At 55.8% G+C, this 15,201-nt stretch carries 12 protein-coding genes and 3 pseudogenes; 10 read left to right on the forward strand and 5 right to left on the reverse strand.

All coding sequences use genetic code 11. The annotated features are described in order from the left end of the window. Nucleotides 1-185 precede the first annotated feature (185 nt). Both KKQ10_RS15255 and KKQ10_RS15260 read left to right on the forward strand, forming a co-directional pair. Nucleotides 186-1,256 carry a fimbrial protein gene (locus KKQ10_RS15255; protein WP_215501566.1) on the forward strand — a complete coding sequence of 357 codons (1,071 nt, stop codon included), beginning with the start codon at nt 186-188 and terminating at the stop codon, nt 1,254-1,256. Nucleotides 1,257-1,301: 45 nt separating this feature from the next. Then, nucleotides 1,302-4,886 carry an autotransporter domain-containing protein gene (locus KKQ10_RS15260; RefSeq protein WP_215501567.1) on the forward strand — a complete coding sequence of 1,195 codons (3,585 nt, stop codon included), beginning with the start codon at nt 1,302-1,304 and terminating at the stop codon, nt 4,884-4,886. Between the two features lie 174 nt (nt 4,887-5,060). Here KKQ10_RS15260 and KKQ10_RS28650 read toward each other — a convergent pair whose 3' ends face one another. Beyond that, a complete protein-coding gene (locus tag KKQ10_RS28650) occupies nt 5,061-5,237 on the reverse strand; it encodes a DUF1508 domain-containing protein (protein WP_502941609.1) in 177 nt (58 codons plus the stop codon). Between the two features lie 275 nt (nt 5,238-5,512). Between KKQ10_RS28650 and KKQ10_RS28655 the strand changes: the two are divergent. Beyond that, nucleotides 5,513-6,175: pseudogene (locus tag KKQ10_RS28655) on the forward strand (glycosyltransferase family 2 protein); the annotation flags it as partial. Here KKQ10_RS28655 and KKQ10_RS28770 read toward each other — a convergent pair. Next, complete coding sequence (locus KKQ10_RS28770; RefSeq protein ID WP_502941610.1) at nt 6,159-6,671, reverse strand: tyrosine-type recombinase/integrase; 513 nt, start codon at nt 6,669-6,671, stop codon at nt 6,159-6,161. The pseudogene KKQ10_RS28655 and the gene KKQ10_RS28770 overlap by 17 nt on opposite strands. A gap of 46 nt (nt 6,672-6,717) precedes the next feature. Here KKQ10_RS28770 and KKQ10_RS28775 point away from each other — a divergent pair. Further along, nucleotides 6,718-6,804: pseudogene (locus tag KKQ10_RS28775) on the forward strand (hypothetical protein); the annotation flags it as partial. Between the two features lie 653 nt (nt 6,805-7,457). Here KKQ10_RS28775 and KKQ10_RS28780 read toward each other — a convergent pair. The 3 genes and pseudogenes from KKQ10_RS28780 to KKQ10_RS15285 all read right to left on the reverse strand — a co-directional run. Next, a pseudogene (locus KKQ10_RS28780) lies at nt 7,458-7,625 on the reverse strand (DUF6538 domain-containing protein); the annotation flags it as partial. Between the two features lie 199 nt (nt 7,626-7,824). Continuing rightward, entirely contained in the window at nt 7,825-8,031 is a 207-nt protein-coding gene (locus KKQ10_RS15280) for a hypothetical protein (RefSeq protein WP_047598090.1), read from the reverse strand. A 154-nt stretch (nt 8,032-8,185) separates the two neighbouring features. Continuing rightward, nucleotides 8,186-8,377 (reverse strand): YegP family protein, encoded by a 192-nt coding sequence (locus KKQ10_RS15285; RefSeq protein ID WP_007963291.1) that lies wholly within the window; start codon nt 8,375-8,377, stop codon nt 8,186-8,188. Nucleotides 8,378-8,653: 276 nt separating this feature from the next. On the opposite strand from KKQ10_RS15285, the gene KKQ10_RS15290 reads away from it, so the two are divergent. From KKQ10_RS15290 to KKQ10_RS15315, 6 genes are all read left to right on the forward strand, one after another. Continuing rightward, a complete protein-coding gene (locus KKQ10_RS15290; RefSeq protein ID WP_215501569.1) occupies nt 8,654-9,619 on the forward strand; it encodes a glycosyltransferase family 2 protein in 966 nt (321 codons plus the stop codon). 3 nt (nt 9,620-9,622) lie between these two features. Further along, the gene (locus KKQ10_RS15295; protein ID WP_215501570.1) at nt 9,623-10,333 is read left to right on the forward strand and encodes a class I SAM-dependent methyltransferase; all 711 of its coding nucleotides are present in this window, start codon (nt 9,623-9,625) and stop codon (nt 10,331-10,333) included. Beyond that, complete coding sequence (locus tag KKQ10_RS15300) at nt 10,330-10,716, forward strand: GtrA family protein (RefSeq protein WP_215501571.1); 387 nt, start codon at nt 10,330-10,332, stop codon at nt 10,714-10,716. Before KKQ10_RS15295 ends, KKQ10_RS15300 begins: the two co-directional genes overlap by 4 nt. Beyond that, nucleotides 10,713-12,797 (forward strand): DUF6311 domain-containing protein, encoded by a 2,085-nt coding sequence (locus KKQ10_RS15305; RefSeq protein ID WP_215501572.1) that lies wholly within the window; start codon nt 10,713-10,715, stop codon nt 12,795-12,797. The genes KKQ10_RS15300 and KKQ10_RS15305 overlap by 4 nt, the downstream gene beginning before the upstream one ends. A gap of 89 nt (nt 12,798-12,886) precedes the next feature. Further along, a complete protein-coding gene (locus KKQ10_RS15310; protein WP_215501573.1) occupies nt 12,887-13,807 on the forward strand; it encodes a LysR substrate-binding domain-containing protein in 921 nt (306 codons plus the stop codon). A gap of 176 nt (nt 13,808-13,983) precedes the next feature. Then, nucleotides 13,984-15,192: a low temperature requirement protein A gene (locus KKQ10_RS15315; RefSeq protein WP_215501574.1), complete on the forward strand. Its 1,209-nt coding sequence runs from the start codon at nt 13,984-13,986 to the stop codon at nt 15,190-15,192. Nucleotides 15,193-15,201: the final 9 nt, after the last annotated feature.

Here is a 15,201-nt window from a genome sequence, read left to right on the forward strand (position 1 = left end):
TTTATGCGAGCCCGGCGAGTATCACGCGAATGCAATAACACATGTAGTCCCGCCCTCTGAAGGCAGAGGCAGTGTGGCGTCTGGAGTATCACTGGGAAGTTTCTGGTTATGTATCAGCCCGTGCTTATTCTCAGTATTTATTGGGCGCTCAGCGATGCGAAGGTTTACGTCCGGAGGATTTTGACATGAGACGTTCAGTTTGGATTAAGGCGACATTGTTTTTCGTCGTAGGTTTCGCTGCGGTCGATGGAGCTATGGCTCGCGTGCAGTGTGAGAGGGTGGGTAACATAATGCAAGTCGACATGGTGTTGAATGTACAGGAGCTTGATGTCGGCCCCAAAGTAGCGGTGGGGAGCGAGGTTTATAGTCAGGAATACAGACATCGTGGAAACTCTCCTGGTTTGGAGTGCATGTTTGACAGGACCGATGAGGCTGTGAGCGTATATTTTATGCCGTCTAATGATTCCGTCAAGGTTCCTGGTGATTTCCCAAGATACAGAAACATTTACAAAACCAATGTGGATGGGCTGGGGGTTGCTTTCATTAATAGCTCCATAGGCAAAGATATATTTCAGATAGAGACGCTGAAGATGTCGAGATATTTTGAGGACGCTAAGACGAGTGATGCCTGCAAGATAAAAACACAGTGTGCGTTGTTTTATCTTCCGAGTCTTAAAGTTGTGTTGGTGAAAGTTGGTAGTGTGAAGTCAGGTCGGATTAACGATATTCCAAATGTTATAATGTACTCTGAGTCAGGTGTGACGCTGCAAGTTTTTAGGCTCTTAATTAAGTCGAATGTTTCGATTGTATCCAAAACCTGCTTGGCAAATCCTGTAGAAGTGAACATGGGGGGGTACTCTACCAGAGCCTTTACCGATATCGGCAGCACTACACCTTCGAAAGATTTTTCAATCGAGTTAACGAATTGTCCTGCCTTTAACGGGTTGAGTAAAAGTACCTTGAAGTTCCGCATAGATCCAGCTTTGCCTGCGATCAACGCGAGTCACGGTGTACTGCGTCTCGACGCCTCTGCTTCGACGGCTGGAACGCGTGCCGCAATGGGGGTGGGTGTCCAGATCGTGACGACCAAAGACAGCCCGCTGCCCTTGGGAAAGGACCAAGATAGTGGTCTCACTCTGAGAAACACTGAGGCAAGCTATTCGATTCCTCTGCGTGCTCGATTTCTGCAGACCGACAGCAAAGTGACCCCAGGTCCAGCTAAGGCTACGGCAAACTTCACGATAATTTATCAGTAGGAAATAGTGCGCCAACTTAGCGATAAGAATAATAAAGGAGCCTATATGAAAAGCAAAGCTAGTATGTTGTTTGTACTGATTACATCGTCCACGTTATGTGTCGTTTACGACATGGCAAAGGCAGGAGATCAGGTGCGGTTGAAATCCGACGTGACGAACAATTCGGTTTTTAAAGAAAAATATCCGCGCGTTGTATTGTTTGGCGATAGCCAGTTGGATGTGGGCAATATTACTAAAGATTTTCTTATTAACGGAGCTTCTGCAACGCTGCCGCTAGGTGCGCCTTTTACTCCGGGGGCTGGTAATTTTGCGGAGCAAGTAGTGGGGGAGTCGTTCATAAATGCAAATCCTATGTACTGGTCAGACACTTTTTCGCCCACACAAAATTATAAAATTAAAATGGAGGTTGTCAGTAAGGCCGGTAAAAAACCTATAGAAAATGACAGGCATGTGAATATGGCGCAAGGCGGTGGTAAGCTGACTTCGACGTTTCCTGGTGCAAATAAGGATATTTATAAAGCCATTGCTCGCCAAGGGGTGAACGGATACATTGATGGGTTGCCGTATTGGCAAAAAATTGTTGCCAAACTTTTAGCTGAGGTAATGATAGATTTTACGGTCAATCGCATGGATGCCCGAAATATTGCGTTAGTAGATAAAATTACGGAGCAGCCGAAACGTTTCAGTGAAGGCGGAGGAGTTTTTAGCGTCAATGATTTAGCTATTGTTATGGCCGGTGGTAACGACGTTATTGAACAGGGCTATACCGGTGCCAGATCGCCAGCCATTGCTAGGAAAGAAATTGCAGATGGTAGGCAGAAACTTCTTATCGATGTCATGCAGCTAGGTGCAAAAAATATTCTGTTCGGAAATATCCCGGATATTAGGTTGACTCCGACACTGCTGAATTGGAAAAAAGGCGAACAAAATGTTCTTCATCTCGGTAATACGAAGGACGCTAAAAGTGCTAGCACCAGCATTTCTCTTATAACAGACTATGTCAATGCCAGAACCACGCCCATGGTACTAGGCGCGTTGTTACAGCAGCCGGGGGTTACGGTCACACTGTTCGATACATTTAAAATGCTTGGGCATATAGTAGGGCAGGGGGAGTTGTATGGTCTCGATGGAGATCCGAAATTATCGTGTAACGCAGTAGCTGAGTGCAGGGTTGGTAAGGATGCCAAACAAGACCGATACCTCACTCAGGATGACCTTCATCCGAGTGTCAATACAAGTAGGGTTTTCGCAAAGGCCTACACGGATTACTTGCAAACGCCTTTGACCCCTCTGGTCAACCGGGCATCCACGCCAAGCCGTAGATACAACGCTTATTTCGATGCGTTTGTCGACCTGACCGCTGTACAAGAAAATGACACGGTCAGGCACCATATCAAGGGCGGCCTTCTGGACCTGAGCCTTCAGCACGCCGCAGACGCGTTGTCGCGTGAAGTTCGTATCGACGGCGGCGTCCTGTACTTTGATAGTGCTGCCGAGAACCTCAATTCAAATACCTATACTCAAGCGTTCACCTCTGACTTGTTGATCGGTGCCGAGGAGGGAAAAGGTGGCGCGGCTATCGATGTGGCGAACAAAGATGCGATCCTGACGTACAGTGGCAACGCCTCGGGCGGGCCGCTGCTGAAGAGTGGCCCTGGTCGGCTGATGTTGAGCGGGAACAGTAATGTCATGGCTCTGCAAGTCAATGAAGGCGTCTTGCAGATTGGCGACGGCACTGACAGAGGGTGGATAGATAAGCCCATCTATAATTACTCGGTCGTGGAGTTCAACAGGAGTGACAACCGGGTATTCGAGAGTCAAATCCATGGCTTCGGTACGCTCGTAAAAGCGGGAAGCGGCTCATTGAACCTGACCGGCGAGTTGAGCATGGATGGGCGTGCTGAGGTGAACCACGGCGGGTTGGGGCTCAATGGGCAGTTGTCAGCTGTCGATGTCAACGTCAATGAGGGGGCCTTCGTGTACGGTTCGGGCGCGGTCAGGTCGATTACGCTTGCGCACGGTGCGGCCGTAGCCCCCGGTAACTCCATCGGGACGTTGAAGGTGTCGGGAGACGTGACGTTCAATAAGGGGTCTATGTATAAGGTGGAGGTCAATGCTGCGTCTCTGAGTGATCGCATCGAGGCGGGCGGTACTGTGTACATCGGAGGCGGCGAGGTTCAAGTCGATGCCGAAGCGGGTGATTACAACTTCGAAACCACATACAAGGTCCTGTCGGCAGAGAAAGGTGTGGAAGGGCGTTTCGATAACGTCACGTCGAATTTTTCTTTCCTTGAACCCAGCTTGAAATATGGTCTCAACGCTGTGGCTTTGTCTCTGTCGCGTAACGATGTCAGACCTGCCGACCTGTGCACAGGTGAGAACGGCAAAGCCGCTTGTGGACAATTGCTTCCATCGGTCGTAGCAACGCAGGTAACTCCAACGGTAACCGTGCAGCAAGCTGCCGAACCAGAGGCTCCAAGGGGGACGCAAGCGCCGGTGGTAGAGGTCGCGAGTTTTGTTGAGCCTGAAGCCGTAGCGGTAACGGCTCCCTCCCAACCTGAAGAATCGGCCATGCCTGCTGCTCAAACCTCTGGGCCCATCAGCGCAGACCTTCTGAACGACGGCGAATCCGGTCTACTGACTCTTGAAAATCGAGTGGTCCTGGGGATGTCCCGTTCCGAGTTCATGGCGTTTTCGAAGGCACTGCCGGGAGATATTCACCCCACCCTTGTCACGGTTCTGGATCACGGCTCATCCCATACTCAAGCGTCGGTCACCCATCGTTTGTATGAAACTCGCAGGGGTTTGATGGGGGCCGGATCCTGGGGGCACATGTACGGCTCCGAGGGTTCGGCGCGAAGCACCCGTGGTATTGCCAGCCTGAGCCGCAATAGCGAGGGTTTCGTTCTCGGAACCGACGTGGAGATCGAGGACATCAGCGTTGGTGTGTTCGGTGGGTACCACAAGACCTCGATATCGCAAGCATTCGCCTCAGCCGATGTTGAAACCTACGACCTTGGGATCTATGGCGCCAAGCGCTATGACGCCTGGACTGCGAGTCTGGGTGCAAATGTGGCGTGGCACGATGTTTCTACCAAGCGGCGGATTCATTACAAAGATCAGGTTTCGACGCCTAAAGCCAACTACCATGGAACCACGCTGCAGCTCTCCACAGAACTGGCTTACGACTTGGACTTGGGGCGAGTGAGTGCCGAGCCTTACGTCGGGCTCTCATATGCGCGTCATGACCTTTCCGGTTTCTCCGAGAAAAAAGAGCTGTTCTCTTTGAAAGGCAAACGCGAAGTTCAAGAGGTCTATGCCGGCACACTGGGCGCACGGGTCAATTATCCTGTTCAGCTCAGCGAGGAGGTGACGATGAACTTCCAGACCGGCGCAGCCTGGAAGCATGCCCTTTCGGATATTTCCACCCAGACGAACATGCAGTTCCAGTCCCATGGCGAAGATTTTGCCATTGCCGGACGGCCTTTACAGCGGAACACCGTGCGACTGAACGGAAACATCAACGTTCAAACCAGGCATGGGCTGTCGATGGGGCTGGATTACTTGGCCGAGCGAGCGCCTGGTATGCGTGACCAGTCCATTTCGTTGTCTGGCTCGTGGACGTTTTGATGCAATCGGGCCAGCTTCGAGCCAAGCTTTTCCACGTTGGTAAAGTCGGCCGCGGAAGCGAGCCGACCCCAGAAGGGGCATGGGTGCAGTTCAGGTTGGGTGAGGTCTGTGCATCTAGGTCTGAAGGTGCTGCCTACTAAGCATAGAGGCAGCACCTTCAGTCCTAAATCTTTCTCAGTGGCGTTTCGCCGTGCCCTTGATCAACTCGGTCATATGAAAGTAGTCGGCCTTGTTCACATACGGCTTGCCACTGGCAATTGTCTCGTGGTTCCCCGTCCCCAGTCTCCATCGCCGTCGGCCTTTACCGCTGCTCAGGGGGCCTCGGGATTGCCTGTAGGTCTCGAAATATATTCAGTTCGCTGCTTGCGATGGTGTTTGAGACAACCTGTGCGGCGCATCGACGCAAGCCTATCGGAACGAGTTTTTTCGCTACCGGGCATTTGTTTCCAATCGTTGACATATGTATCCGAAGAGTTCGTGTTAGAGCGGTGCATTGGCATCTGGATTGGCCAAAATGCCGTCATTTACACCCTGTAAGGCTATCAACGTTATTGCTTTAAATACGAGCCGGCTCAAGGCGCCGAATACCCTTCGGCGACCGACAATCACTATAAGAAGGTATTCCCTTGACTGAGCACGGAACGCCACAGACCACACGGGTTGCGTTATCGCTGGTTGTCCATGTTTTTAACGAGGAGGATAGTCTCGATGCCTTCATCCTGCGCATTGATGAAGTCTTCCACGCTCAGGTCTCGATCGATCTGGAACTGGTGTTCATCCATGATGGCAGCGCGGACGCCACTTTCGAACGTCTGCTTGAGCGTCAGTAGCACAGTTCGCGGCTGCGCATCGTCGATCTGAGCCGCAACTTCGGCTAGGAGGCGCGCTGTCCGCCGGTTTGCAGGTTGCCCGCGGGCAGATTTTGGTGCCGATCGACGCTGATCTGCAGGGTCCGCCCGAAATCATTCTGCAAATGATCGAGCGTTGGCGCGAGGGCTATGAAGTGGTGCTCGGTCATCGCGTCAGCCGCCGCAGCGCCACTTGGGCCAAACAGACGTTCGCCCACTGATTCTATCGCTTGCACAACAAGATTGCCGAACAGCCATTACCGGAAAAGGAGGTGATTTCCGCTGGATAGATCGCTGCGTGGTCGATACTCTGCTGACCTTGCCCGAGTCCCGGCGCTTCATGGTAGGCCTGTTCGCCTGGGGCGGCTTTCGCACCGCTCACGTTGATTACGAGCGGCCCGAGCGAGTGGGGGGCAGAGCGAGCTCAATGGCTGGCGATTGTGAGTGTGGGTAATTTCGAAATGGCCTCGAGTTTCTGACTCATGGATGCACCCTGACTATACACATCAAATGTAACTAGCCCAGTTTCATGACCAACAAGTTCAGCAATCAAAGTGCCTGGTACGCTCGCCCTGACAAGCTGGGTAATAACGGTCTTCCGGATGGAGTGAAAAACACGATCCGAACCAAACCCTTGGGCTGTCTTCAACCTGCCAAAGGCCTTCACCATCGGGTCTGATCGGATGCCATATTTGCTACGACTTTTGGTAGCGATAAGGTATTCATCAGTCGAATCGTTCATCAGTCGCTTCACAAGATCGATGATGCCAGGGTGGACTGGGACGACCCGAATTCCAGCTTTGGTCTTGCTGTCAGTAATATCGAAGCTAAGAACATTATCCACGGTGATCACGTTGTCTTTCTTCAATTGGCACAGTTCTTCGATACGGGCCCCTGTGGAGGTTCCAAGTATGATCAGGTCCGCGAGGGCCAGCATTCCTTCTGAAACCGCTGCCGCGTGTAGCTTTGTAAGGTCATCCAAACTGAAGTCCTTACGTTGCGCATCTACCCTATCCCTGCCCCTCACTTTCGGCAGGTCGTGTTCTTCAAACGGGTTGGCTCTGTCCTTGTAGTCGACCCGCCAACGAGCGTCGTGCTTCATTGCCCATTTCCAGAAGACATTCCCCGCCAATAGGTATTGTGACAGGGTCTTACTCGCCAAATTGATTGAATCCAACCACGACGAAATTGCATCGAAGTCCAGCGGTTTAGCTGTTTGTGTGAGGTAAGCCGACAGCTTTTCCAATTTGGACTGCTGTTGATCAATCGTTTTAGCAGCGATGTTTCTGTTTTCTCGAAAGGTTCGGAACGCTGCGAGCCTTGCTTTGGTAATGGGGGATTTGCGTGTGTATGACTTCGGGTTATTGATCAGTCCGGTCAATTCTTTGTGTTCGTCAAAAGACAGACGATGCGTTGAGGCGAATTCGTTTTGAATTGTTTTTCTGAATGCTCGATGCAATCCTTCTTGGATGCGCAATTCACCTTCTACACCGTTGTCCCACTCATGATCGATGATTCTTTCGAGTAGTGCGACAAACCCTGGATTCTCTGCCTTGAACGCTTCGACTTCTGATTCGCTGACGGCCAATGGCGTTGCCGGTTCACCGATGATGCTGAGTTTTCGGTTCCGTTTCATGGACTCCAGTTCAAGCAGTCCTGAAACTAAATTGTCCTGCCAGCCTTCAGGCAATGGTTTGCCTTCACGTGCAATTTTGATTTGACCTTTCCATGCCGCAAGAATGGGAAGCCTGCGATCCATTGCTTCTTGGTGCACACCTGTCATGAGTGTTTGAGAAAGCACACGACGTCCGCCGAATGCTTTTTGTACGTCTACGGGGACGGCTAACCTGACGTGATAGGTGCCCCCTTGAAGCTCTAAGTTGTTTGCCATTTGATGTTCCTGTGATCGATTGTACGTATTTATTGTACGTAAAATGACCGCGGGAGCTGCTGTTGTCAATGGTATGTGGGGTTTTGATCGTTGTATGGAGGGTCCCTATCTCTCCGCCATACATAGAAAAAGCCCCGTAGCTGAGAAGCTGCGGGGCTTTTTTGTTTCTGCGGATTTATCAAGCACCCGCCTCAGTCACTCACGGCTGCGAGTGCCCCAGCTTCTGTTTGATCAAGTCATACACTTCCTTGTGCGTCGAGTTGCGCAGCGTGTTGTCCTTGCAAGCCGAGGCCAGGAAGGTTTTCACTTCGTCCTTGGCGTGCGGATAGAGGCTGGCGACGTAATCGGCTTCGTGTGTTTGGGTGCAGTTGAAGTGCTTGTCGTCTTTCGCCTTGTCTCTAGCCATGGTGCGGCTCCTTTTTTGGGTTGAATGTTATGTGGCGGAACAGGGCTGGATGGCCCCATACGCTGAAGAGCGTAGGGGCGCAAAAGTGCTTCGCCAGTGGTTCAGGCAAAAAAGGAAGAAGCTGTAGGAAACCGCGCTATATCGACTGGCGGGATCAGATTTCCTTCACCGGCGTTTCGCCCTGCACACCCTTGATCAACTCGATCACATGTAAGCAATCGGCCTTGTTCACATACGACTCGCCACTGGCAATCGTCTCGTGGTTCCCCGCTCGTAGCCTCCAGCGCCATTGGCCTTTGCCGGTGCTTGGGGTGCCTCGGGATTGCCTGTAGATCTCGAAATACATTCAGTTCGCTCCTTGCGATGGTGTTTGCGACAACCTGTGTGGCGCATCGACGCAAGCCTAGCGGAGCGAGTTTTTTTCGCTATCGGGCATTTGTTTCCAATCGTTGGCAGATATTTCTGAAGGGGGCGGGCTAGAGCGCACGCATTGGCCGCTGGATTGGCCAGAATGTCGCCATTTCCACCTTGCAAGGCCATCGACGCTACTGCTTAATACGGGACGGCTCATGGCGTCGAAAACCCTTCGACGACCGACAAACACTATAAAAAGAGCACTCCCTTGACTGAGCATGGAACGGCACAGGCTACACGGGTCACGTTATCGCTGGTTGTCCCGGTTTTTAACGAGGAAGACAGTCTCGCTGCGTTCATTCTGCGCATCGATGAAGTCTTCCAGCCCCAGGCGTCGATTGCGCTGGAGCTGGTGTTCGTCAATGACGGCAGCACCGATGCCACGCTTGAGCGGCTGCTGGAACGTCAGCGGCACGACGCGCGTCTGCGCATCGTCGACCTGAGCCGCAACTTCGGTAAGGAGGCGGCGCTGTCTGCGGGTTTGCAGATCGCCACCGGGCAGATCGTCGTCCCCATCGACGCCGATCTGCAAGACCCTCCCGAAGTCATCCTGCAAATGATCGAGCGTTGGCGCGAGGGCTATGAAGTGGTGCTCGGCCATCGCGTCAGCCGCCGCAGCGACACCTGGGCCAAGCAGACGTCGGCGCACTGGTTCTATCGCCTGCACAACAAGATCGCCGAGCAACCGCTGCCGGAAAACGTCGGTGATTTCCGCCTGATGGACCGTTGCGTGGTCGATGCCTTGCTGACCTTGCCCGAGTCCCGACGTTTCATGAAGGGGTTGTTTGCCTGGGTCGGGTTTCGTACCACCCACGTTGATTACGAACGGCCCGAGCGTGTGGCCGGGCAGAGCAAGTTCAACGGCTGGCGGCTGTGGAATTTCGCCCTGGAAGGCATCACCAGTTTCAGCACCGAACCGCTGCGAATCTGGACTTACATCGGGGCGCTGGTCTCGCTGGTGTCCTTTGCTTTCGCCATTTTTATCGTGCTGCGCACGCTGATCCACGGCGTGGACATGCCCGGTTATGCCTCCTTGATGGTGGCCGTGACGTTCCTCGGTGGCCTGCAACTGATTGGCATCGGCGTGCTCGGCGAGTACCTGGGCCGCACTTATATCGAATCCAAACGCCGGCCGGTTTTTCTGGTGCGTCGCGTCTACGACCCCAAGGACTGAAACATGGATCTCAAGGAAACCGACATCCTCGGCGACAGCATCGGTGAGCATTGGTATTACTGCTCCAAGGCCGCTGCAACCCGCCGTTTGCTGGGCGATGCGCCGATCACGCGGATTCTCGACGTGGGTGCCGGCTCGGGTTTTTTCTCCCATCATCTGCTCACCCAAACCGCTGCGCAGGAAGCCTGGTGTGTTGACATCAGTTACCCCGCTGATTCGGACGCGACCACCGTCGGCAAACCGGTGCATTACCGCCGCGATATCGACGCCATCGATGCGGATCTGGTGTTGCTGATGGACGTGCTGGAGCATGTCGACGACGACCTCGGCCTGCTCAAGGCTTATGTCGATAAAGTGCCGTCCGGCAGCCGTTTCCTGATGACGGTGCCAGCGTTCCAGTTCCTCTGGAGCGGGCACGACGATTTCCTCGAACACAAGCGCCGGTACACCTTGCCGCAGTTCGAAACCCTGGCCCGTGACGCGGGTTTGACTGTGCAGCGCGGTGCCTACTATTTCGGTGCGGTGTTTCCGATCGCGGCGGTGCTGCGTTTGCTGCCCAAAGGGCCACAGGCCGCAGTGCCGCAGTCTCAGCTCAAACGCCATCACCCGTTGGTCAACGGCGTGCTCAAAACCCTCTGCAGCCTTGAGTTGCCGCTGATGGGCATGAACCGCCTGGCCGGCCTGAGCGTCTTTGTGCTGGCGCGCAAACCGTGACCTCAGCCGACCGATCAGCGTTGATCCAGCGCGGTTTGCGCTTTGCCGTGACCGGTCTGTTCGTCACCGCTCTGCATGCGCTGGTGGCGGTGCTGTTCATCAATTTTGTTGCGCCTCAACCGCCGCTGGCCAACGGTGTGGCATTTGCCGTGGCGACGGTGGTGTCCTATGTGATCAATACCACCTGGAGTTTTTCCGCCCGGCTGCATGGCAGAACGTTGGCGCGCTTCATGCTGGTGTCCTGCGGCGGTTTTCTGTTGGCGATGTTCGTCGCGTGGGCGGCGCAGATCGCCGGACTGCACTATTTACTGGGCATCGGCGCCGTGGCACTGATCATTCCGGCGTTCACCTTCGTGCTGCATAACTTCTGGACGTATCGATGAAGGGTTTGAACAAGCACCCGGCCTTGGCGCTGTTGCCGATCCTGCTGGGGGCGCTGGCGTTTTTTCTGGTGATCGGCCCGCGTGCCCTCGACCCGCAAAACATTGCCTGGCTCAAGGACGGTGATCCGGCGACGCATTACCTGGGCTGGGCGTTCTTTCGCCATTCGCCCTGGACCTTTCCCCTCGGGCTGAACCCGTCCTATGGGATGGAACTGGGCAGCTCGATCATTTTTTCCGATTCCAATCCGCTGCTGGCGCTGTTGTTCAAACCGTTCAACGGGTGGCTGCCGGAGACGTTCCAGTACTTCGGCGTGTGGTTGTTGCTGTGCTTCGTTCTACAAGCCTGGTTTGCCTGGAAGCTGCTCGGCCTGATCACCGACAACCCTGTGTTACGCCTGCTCGGCGCCGGACTCCTGGTGTTTTCGCCGCCGATGTTTCTGCGTACCGGCGGGCATCTTTCGCTGGTCGGGCACTTCCTGATTCTCGCGGCGCTGTATCTGGCGCTGCACCCGGTGTTGCAGCGCCGGCGCCTGGCGTGGGGCGCGCTGCTGGCCGTGACGGCGCTGGTCCACGCCTACCTGTTAGGCATGGTAGCGCTGATCTGGGTGGCGGATCTGTTCGGCAAACTGTGGGCTGGCAAGCTGAGCCGCCGTCAGGTACTGATTGAGCTGGTCAGCTTGTTCGCGCTGGTGAGCGTGTGTTGCTGGCAGGCGGGTTATTTCAGTCTTTCCGGTGGCACGGTGAGCGGTGGCTTCGGCTTCTATCGAATGAATCTGCTGTCGCTGGTGGATGCGGACGGTTGGTCGTTTGTCCTGACCGACATTCCCACGGCCGGCGGCGATTACGAAGGTTTCAATTATCTGGGGCTTGGCGTGCTGTTGTTGGTGCCATTGGCTTTGATCGGCGGGTACCGCAGCGGCATTTCGCTGAAGGCGCTGCTGAGCCGTCGCCCGTTGCTGTTCTGGGCGATGCTCGGGTTGACGCTGTTCGCGCTGTCGAACCAGATCGGTGTCGGCCTGCAGACCTTCAGTTATCCATTACCGAAGTTCGTGGTGGGGCTTTCGAACATTTTTCGCGCCTCGGGACGGATGTTCTGGCCGGTGTTTTACGTCATCGTGATACTGCTCACTTATCTGGTGGTGCGCGGCTATCGCCCGCGTATTGCCATGGGGTTGCTGACGTTGGCGCTGCTGGTGCAAGTCGCCGATACGCGGATTGCCTGGGCCGGTTTGAGAGCGGCGAAAATGGTTCCGGAAGCTGCGGTCTGGGTCAGCCCGATGCATGACCCGTTCTGGGACAGTGCAGCGGCGCATTACAAGAGCATCCGTGCCGTGACACCGAAAAATCAGCCGGACCAATGGCAGGCGATTGCCGATTTCGTCGCCACCCACGGGCTGAAAACCGATGCGGCCTACTTGGGGCGTACGAGCCCCAAGGCACTGGAAAAGCTTCAACGCACGATGCAAAGCCAGCTTGCCAGCGGTCAATACGACACCGATTCCCTGTACATACTCGATGACGACGCGTTGGCGCTGGCGGTAAAAAGCATTCACAGCGATACCGATCTGTTGACCCGAGTCGACGACTTTGTCGTGTTGGCGCCGGGCTGGAAACACTGCGCTCAATGCCTGGCGATGGTCGATCAGGGCCGGGCGATGTCGCCAATACCGTTGAGCCAGCCGGGGCTGGTGCAGACGTTCAATCACAGCACCCGGCAACTGGTCAAAGGCTGGTCCACACCGGAAGCATGGGGCACCTGGAGCGAAGGGCAGGATGCGGAACTGCTGCTGCGCGTCGCGCCCGGGACGCGTGCGATCGTGATCGATGTCGTAGCGTTCGCCATGCCGCCGAATCTCAGCCAGCGGGTGATCGTCAGCATCAATGGCGTGGAGGCGTATTCGACGCGTCTGACTCAGGTACAGGACAATCGGCTGGAAATTCCGCTCAGTACGGTGCCGGCCGCCGAGGAATATTTGAATGTCCGGCTGCATCTGCCCGATGCCGTCAGTCCGAAAAAGCTCGGCTTCAACGACGACGCACGCGTCATGGGCCTGGGATTGAAAACACTGACGGTGCAGTGAAATTGTTCAACAAGCGGCCAATCGTCTGATAGACGCCAGTCCCAGGGACTTCATACACTGCCCGCAGTCTGGGGATCGGGGGGCAATGGATGAATCGAAATGAACTACGCAAGGCCGACATCAACCTGATGGTGGTGTTCGAAACCTTGATGCTCGAACGCAACGTGACCCGGGCGGCGGAGAAGCTGTTTCTCGGCCAGCCGACCATCAGTTCGGCGCTCAATCGCTTGCGCGCGATGTTCAACGATCCCTTGTTCATCCGCGTCGGCCATCGCATGGAGCCGACCGCCCGCGCCGAGGAACTCTTCCGGCATCTTTCGCCGGCCCTCGATTCGCTGTCGGTGGCGCTGAGCCTGACCCATCATTTCGATCCTGCCGTGAGCAACATGACCTTTCGCATCGGCCTTTCCGATGATGTCGAGTTCGGTCTGTTGCCACCGCTGTTGCGCGCCTTGCGCCAAGAGGCGCCGAAAGTCGTATTCGTGGTGCAGCACGTCGATTACTGGCGCATCCCCGACCTGCTGGCCGCCGGCGACATCACCGTCGGCATCAGCCAGACCCGAGGCCTGCCGGCCAATGCCAAGCGCAAACTGCTGCGGCATATCCAGCCGAGCATCCTGCGCGCCGATGCCTCGGATTCGCCGCTGACTCTCGATGAATACTGCTCACGCCCGCACGTGCTGGTGTCCCACACCGCCAACATCAGCGGCTATGCCGATGAGTGGCTGGCGGAAATCGGCCGCACCCGGCATGTGGTGCTGTCGGTGCCGCAATACAGTGCGTTACCGGCGTTGCTGGCCGGCACCGACCTGATCGCCAGCCTGCCGGACTACACCGCCGAAGCCATGGCCGCCTCTGGCCGGTTGTTCAAGGAACCGTTTCCGTTCAAGACCCCGATGCTCGATCTGTCGATGGTCTGGCTCAGCCATGTCGACAGCGATCCGGCCGAGCGCTGGCTGCGTTCGCGGCTTGAGGCGTTCATGAGTGAGCGGCCACTGACCGCACCCTGATTCCCAACACCAATCTCCTGTAGGAGTGAGCCTGCTCGCGAAAGCGCTGGGTCAGACAACATTGATGTGACTGACACGCCCTCATCGCGAGCAGGCTCACTCCTACACGGGGGTTGCGTTCGTCTGGCCGGGCTGCTTTGCTCAATGGCAATGATCCCCGGGTGGAGACCTGTCCCATGAGCATTTCCCGTTCGTTGCTGCGTGGGCGCGGCAGTCTCGACAGCGGCAAGGTCGGCATGGTCGAGCTGTTTTTCGATCTGGTGTTCGTTTTTGCCGTGACTCAGTTGTCGCATTCGCTGCTAGCGGATTTGTCGATACTCGGCGCAGTGCGGGTAGCGCTGCTGATGGTCGCGGTGTGGTGGGTGTGGATTTTCACCTCGTGGATCACCAACTGGCTCGACCCGGAAAAACTGCCGATCCGCCTCGGATTGTTCGGGCTGATGATCGCCGGCCTGTTGCTGTCGTCATCGATTCCCAAGGCCTTTACCGAGCGCGGGCTGATGTTTGCCTCGGCGTTCGTATTCATGCAGGTCGGGCGCACGCTGTTCGCGATCTGGGCGGTACGCGGCGAATCACTGGGCATGACCCGCAATTTCCAGCGCATTCTGGCGTGGCTGATGTTCTCCGGGGTGTTCTGGATGGCGGGGGCGTTTCTCGAAGGCCAGCAGCGTCTGCTGTGTTGGGCGCTGGCGCTGCTGATCGAGCTGATTTCACCTTCGCTGTATTTCTGGGTGCCGGGGCTGGGGCGTTCGTCGCTGAGCGACTGGAACGTCGAAGGCAATCACATGGCCGAACGCTGCGCACTGTTTGTGATCATTGCCTTGGGGGAATCATTGCTGGTCACCGGCGCGACGTTCGCCGAGCTGACGCTGAGCGTCACCGGGGTCATCGCGTTTCTGGTGGCGGTGCTGGGCAGCATCGGCATGTGGTGGGTGTACTTCGACAGCGGTGCCGAGCGTGCGCATCACCGCATCGCGCATTCGAGCGATCCCGGGCGTCAGGCGCGAATCGCCTACACGTACCTGCATGTGCTGATCGTCGCCGGGGTGATCGTCAGTGCAGTGGCCGACGAGTTGGTGCTGGTGCACCCGGATCACGCCAGTGACGCCGGCATTCTGGTGATCGTGGGCGGACCATGGCTGTTTCTGTTGGGCAATGCGCTGTTCAAGTGGGTCATGTCCGACCGGCCGCTGCCGCCGTTGTCGCATGTGGCCGGGCTGGTGTTGCTCACGCTGGCGCTGCCACTGGCGTTGAACCACTGGTTTTCGGCGCTGATGCTCGGGGCGCTGACCACGGCGATCGTGGTGTTGGTTGCGCTCTGGGAAACCCTGGCAGTGCGTCAGACGGTAACCTCGATACCGTCAGAAAAACCCGCAGGAGAGTAGGGCGGTGCT

It is taken from the genome of Pseudomonas sp. MG-9 (genome assembly GCF_018729515.1).
In the GTDB taxonomy this organism is placed as follows: domain Bacteria; phylum Pseudomonadota; class Gammaproteobacteria; order Pseudomonadales; family Pseudomonadaceae; genus Aquipseudomonas; species Aquipseudomonas serboccidentalis.

Coding starts and splice junctions, on each gene's coding strand:
- KKQ10_RS15255 (WP_215501566.1), top strand. CDS start 186: ATGAGACGTTCAGTTTGGATTAAGGCGACATTGTTTTTCGTCGTAGGT.
- KKQ10_RS15260 (WP_215501567.1), top strand. CDS start 1,302: ATGAAAAGCAAAGCTAGTATGTTGTTTGTACTGATTACATCGTCCACG.
- KKQ10_RS28770 (WP_502941610.1), bottom strand. CDS start 6,671: ATGCTGGCCCTCGCGGACCTGATCATACTTGGAACCTCCACAGGGGCC.
- KKQ10_RS15280 (WP_047598090.1), bottom strand. CDS start 8,031: ATGGCTAGAGACAAGGCGAAAGACGACAAGCACTTCAACTGCACCCAA.
- KKQ10_RS15285 (WP_007963291.1), bottom strand. CDS start 8,377: ATGTATTTCGAGATCTACAGGCAATCCCGAGGCACCCCAAGCACCGGC.
- KKQ10_RS15295 (WP_215501570.1), top strand. CDS start 9,623: ATGGATCTCAAGGAAACCGACATCCTCGGCGACAGCATCGGTGAGCAT.
- KKQ10_RS15305 (WP_215501572.1), top strand. CDS start 10,713: ATGAAGGGTTTGAACAAGCACCCGGCCTTGGCGCTGTTGCCGATCCTG.
- KKQ10_RS15310 (WP_215501573.1), top strand. CDS start 12,887: ATGAATCGAAATGAACTACGCAAGGCCGACATCAACCTGATGGTGGTG.
- KKQ10_RS15315 (WP_215501574.1), top strand. CDS start 13,984: ATGAGCATTTCCCGTTCGTTGCTGCGTGGGCGCGGCAGTCTCGACAGC.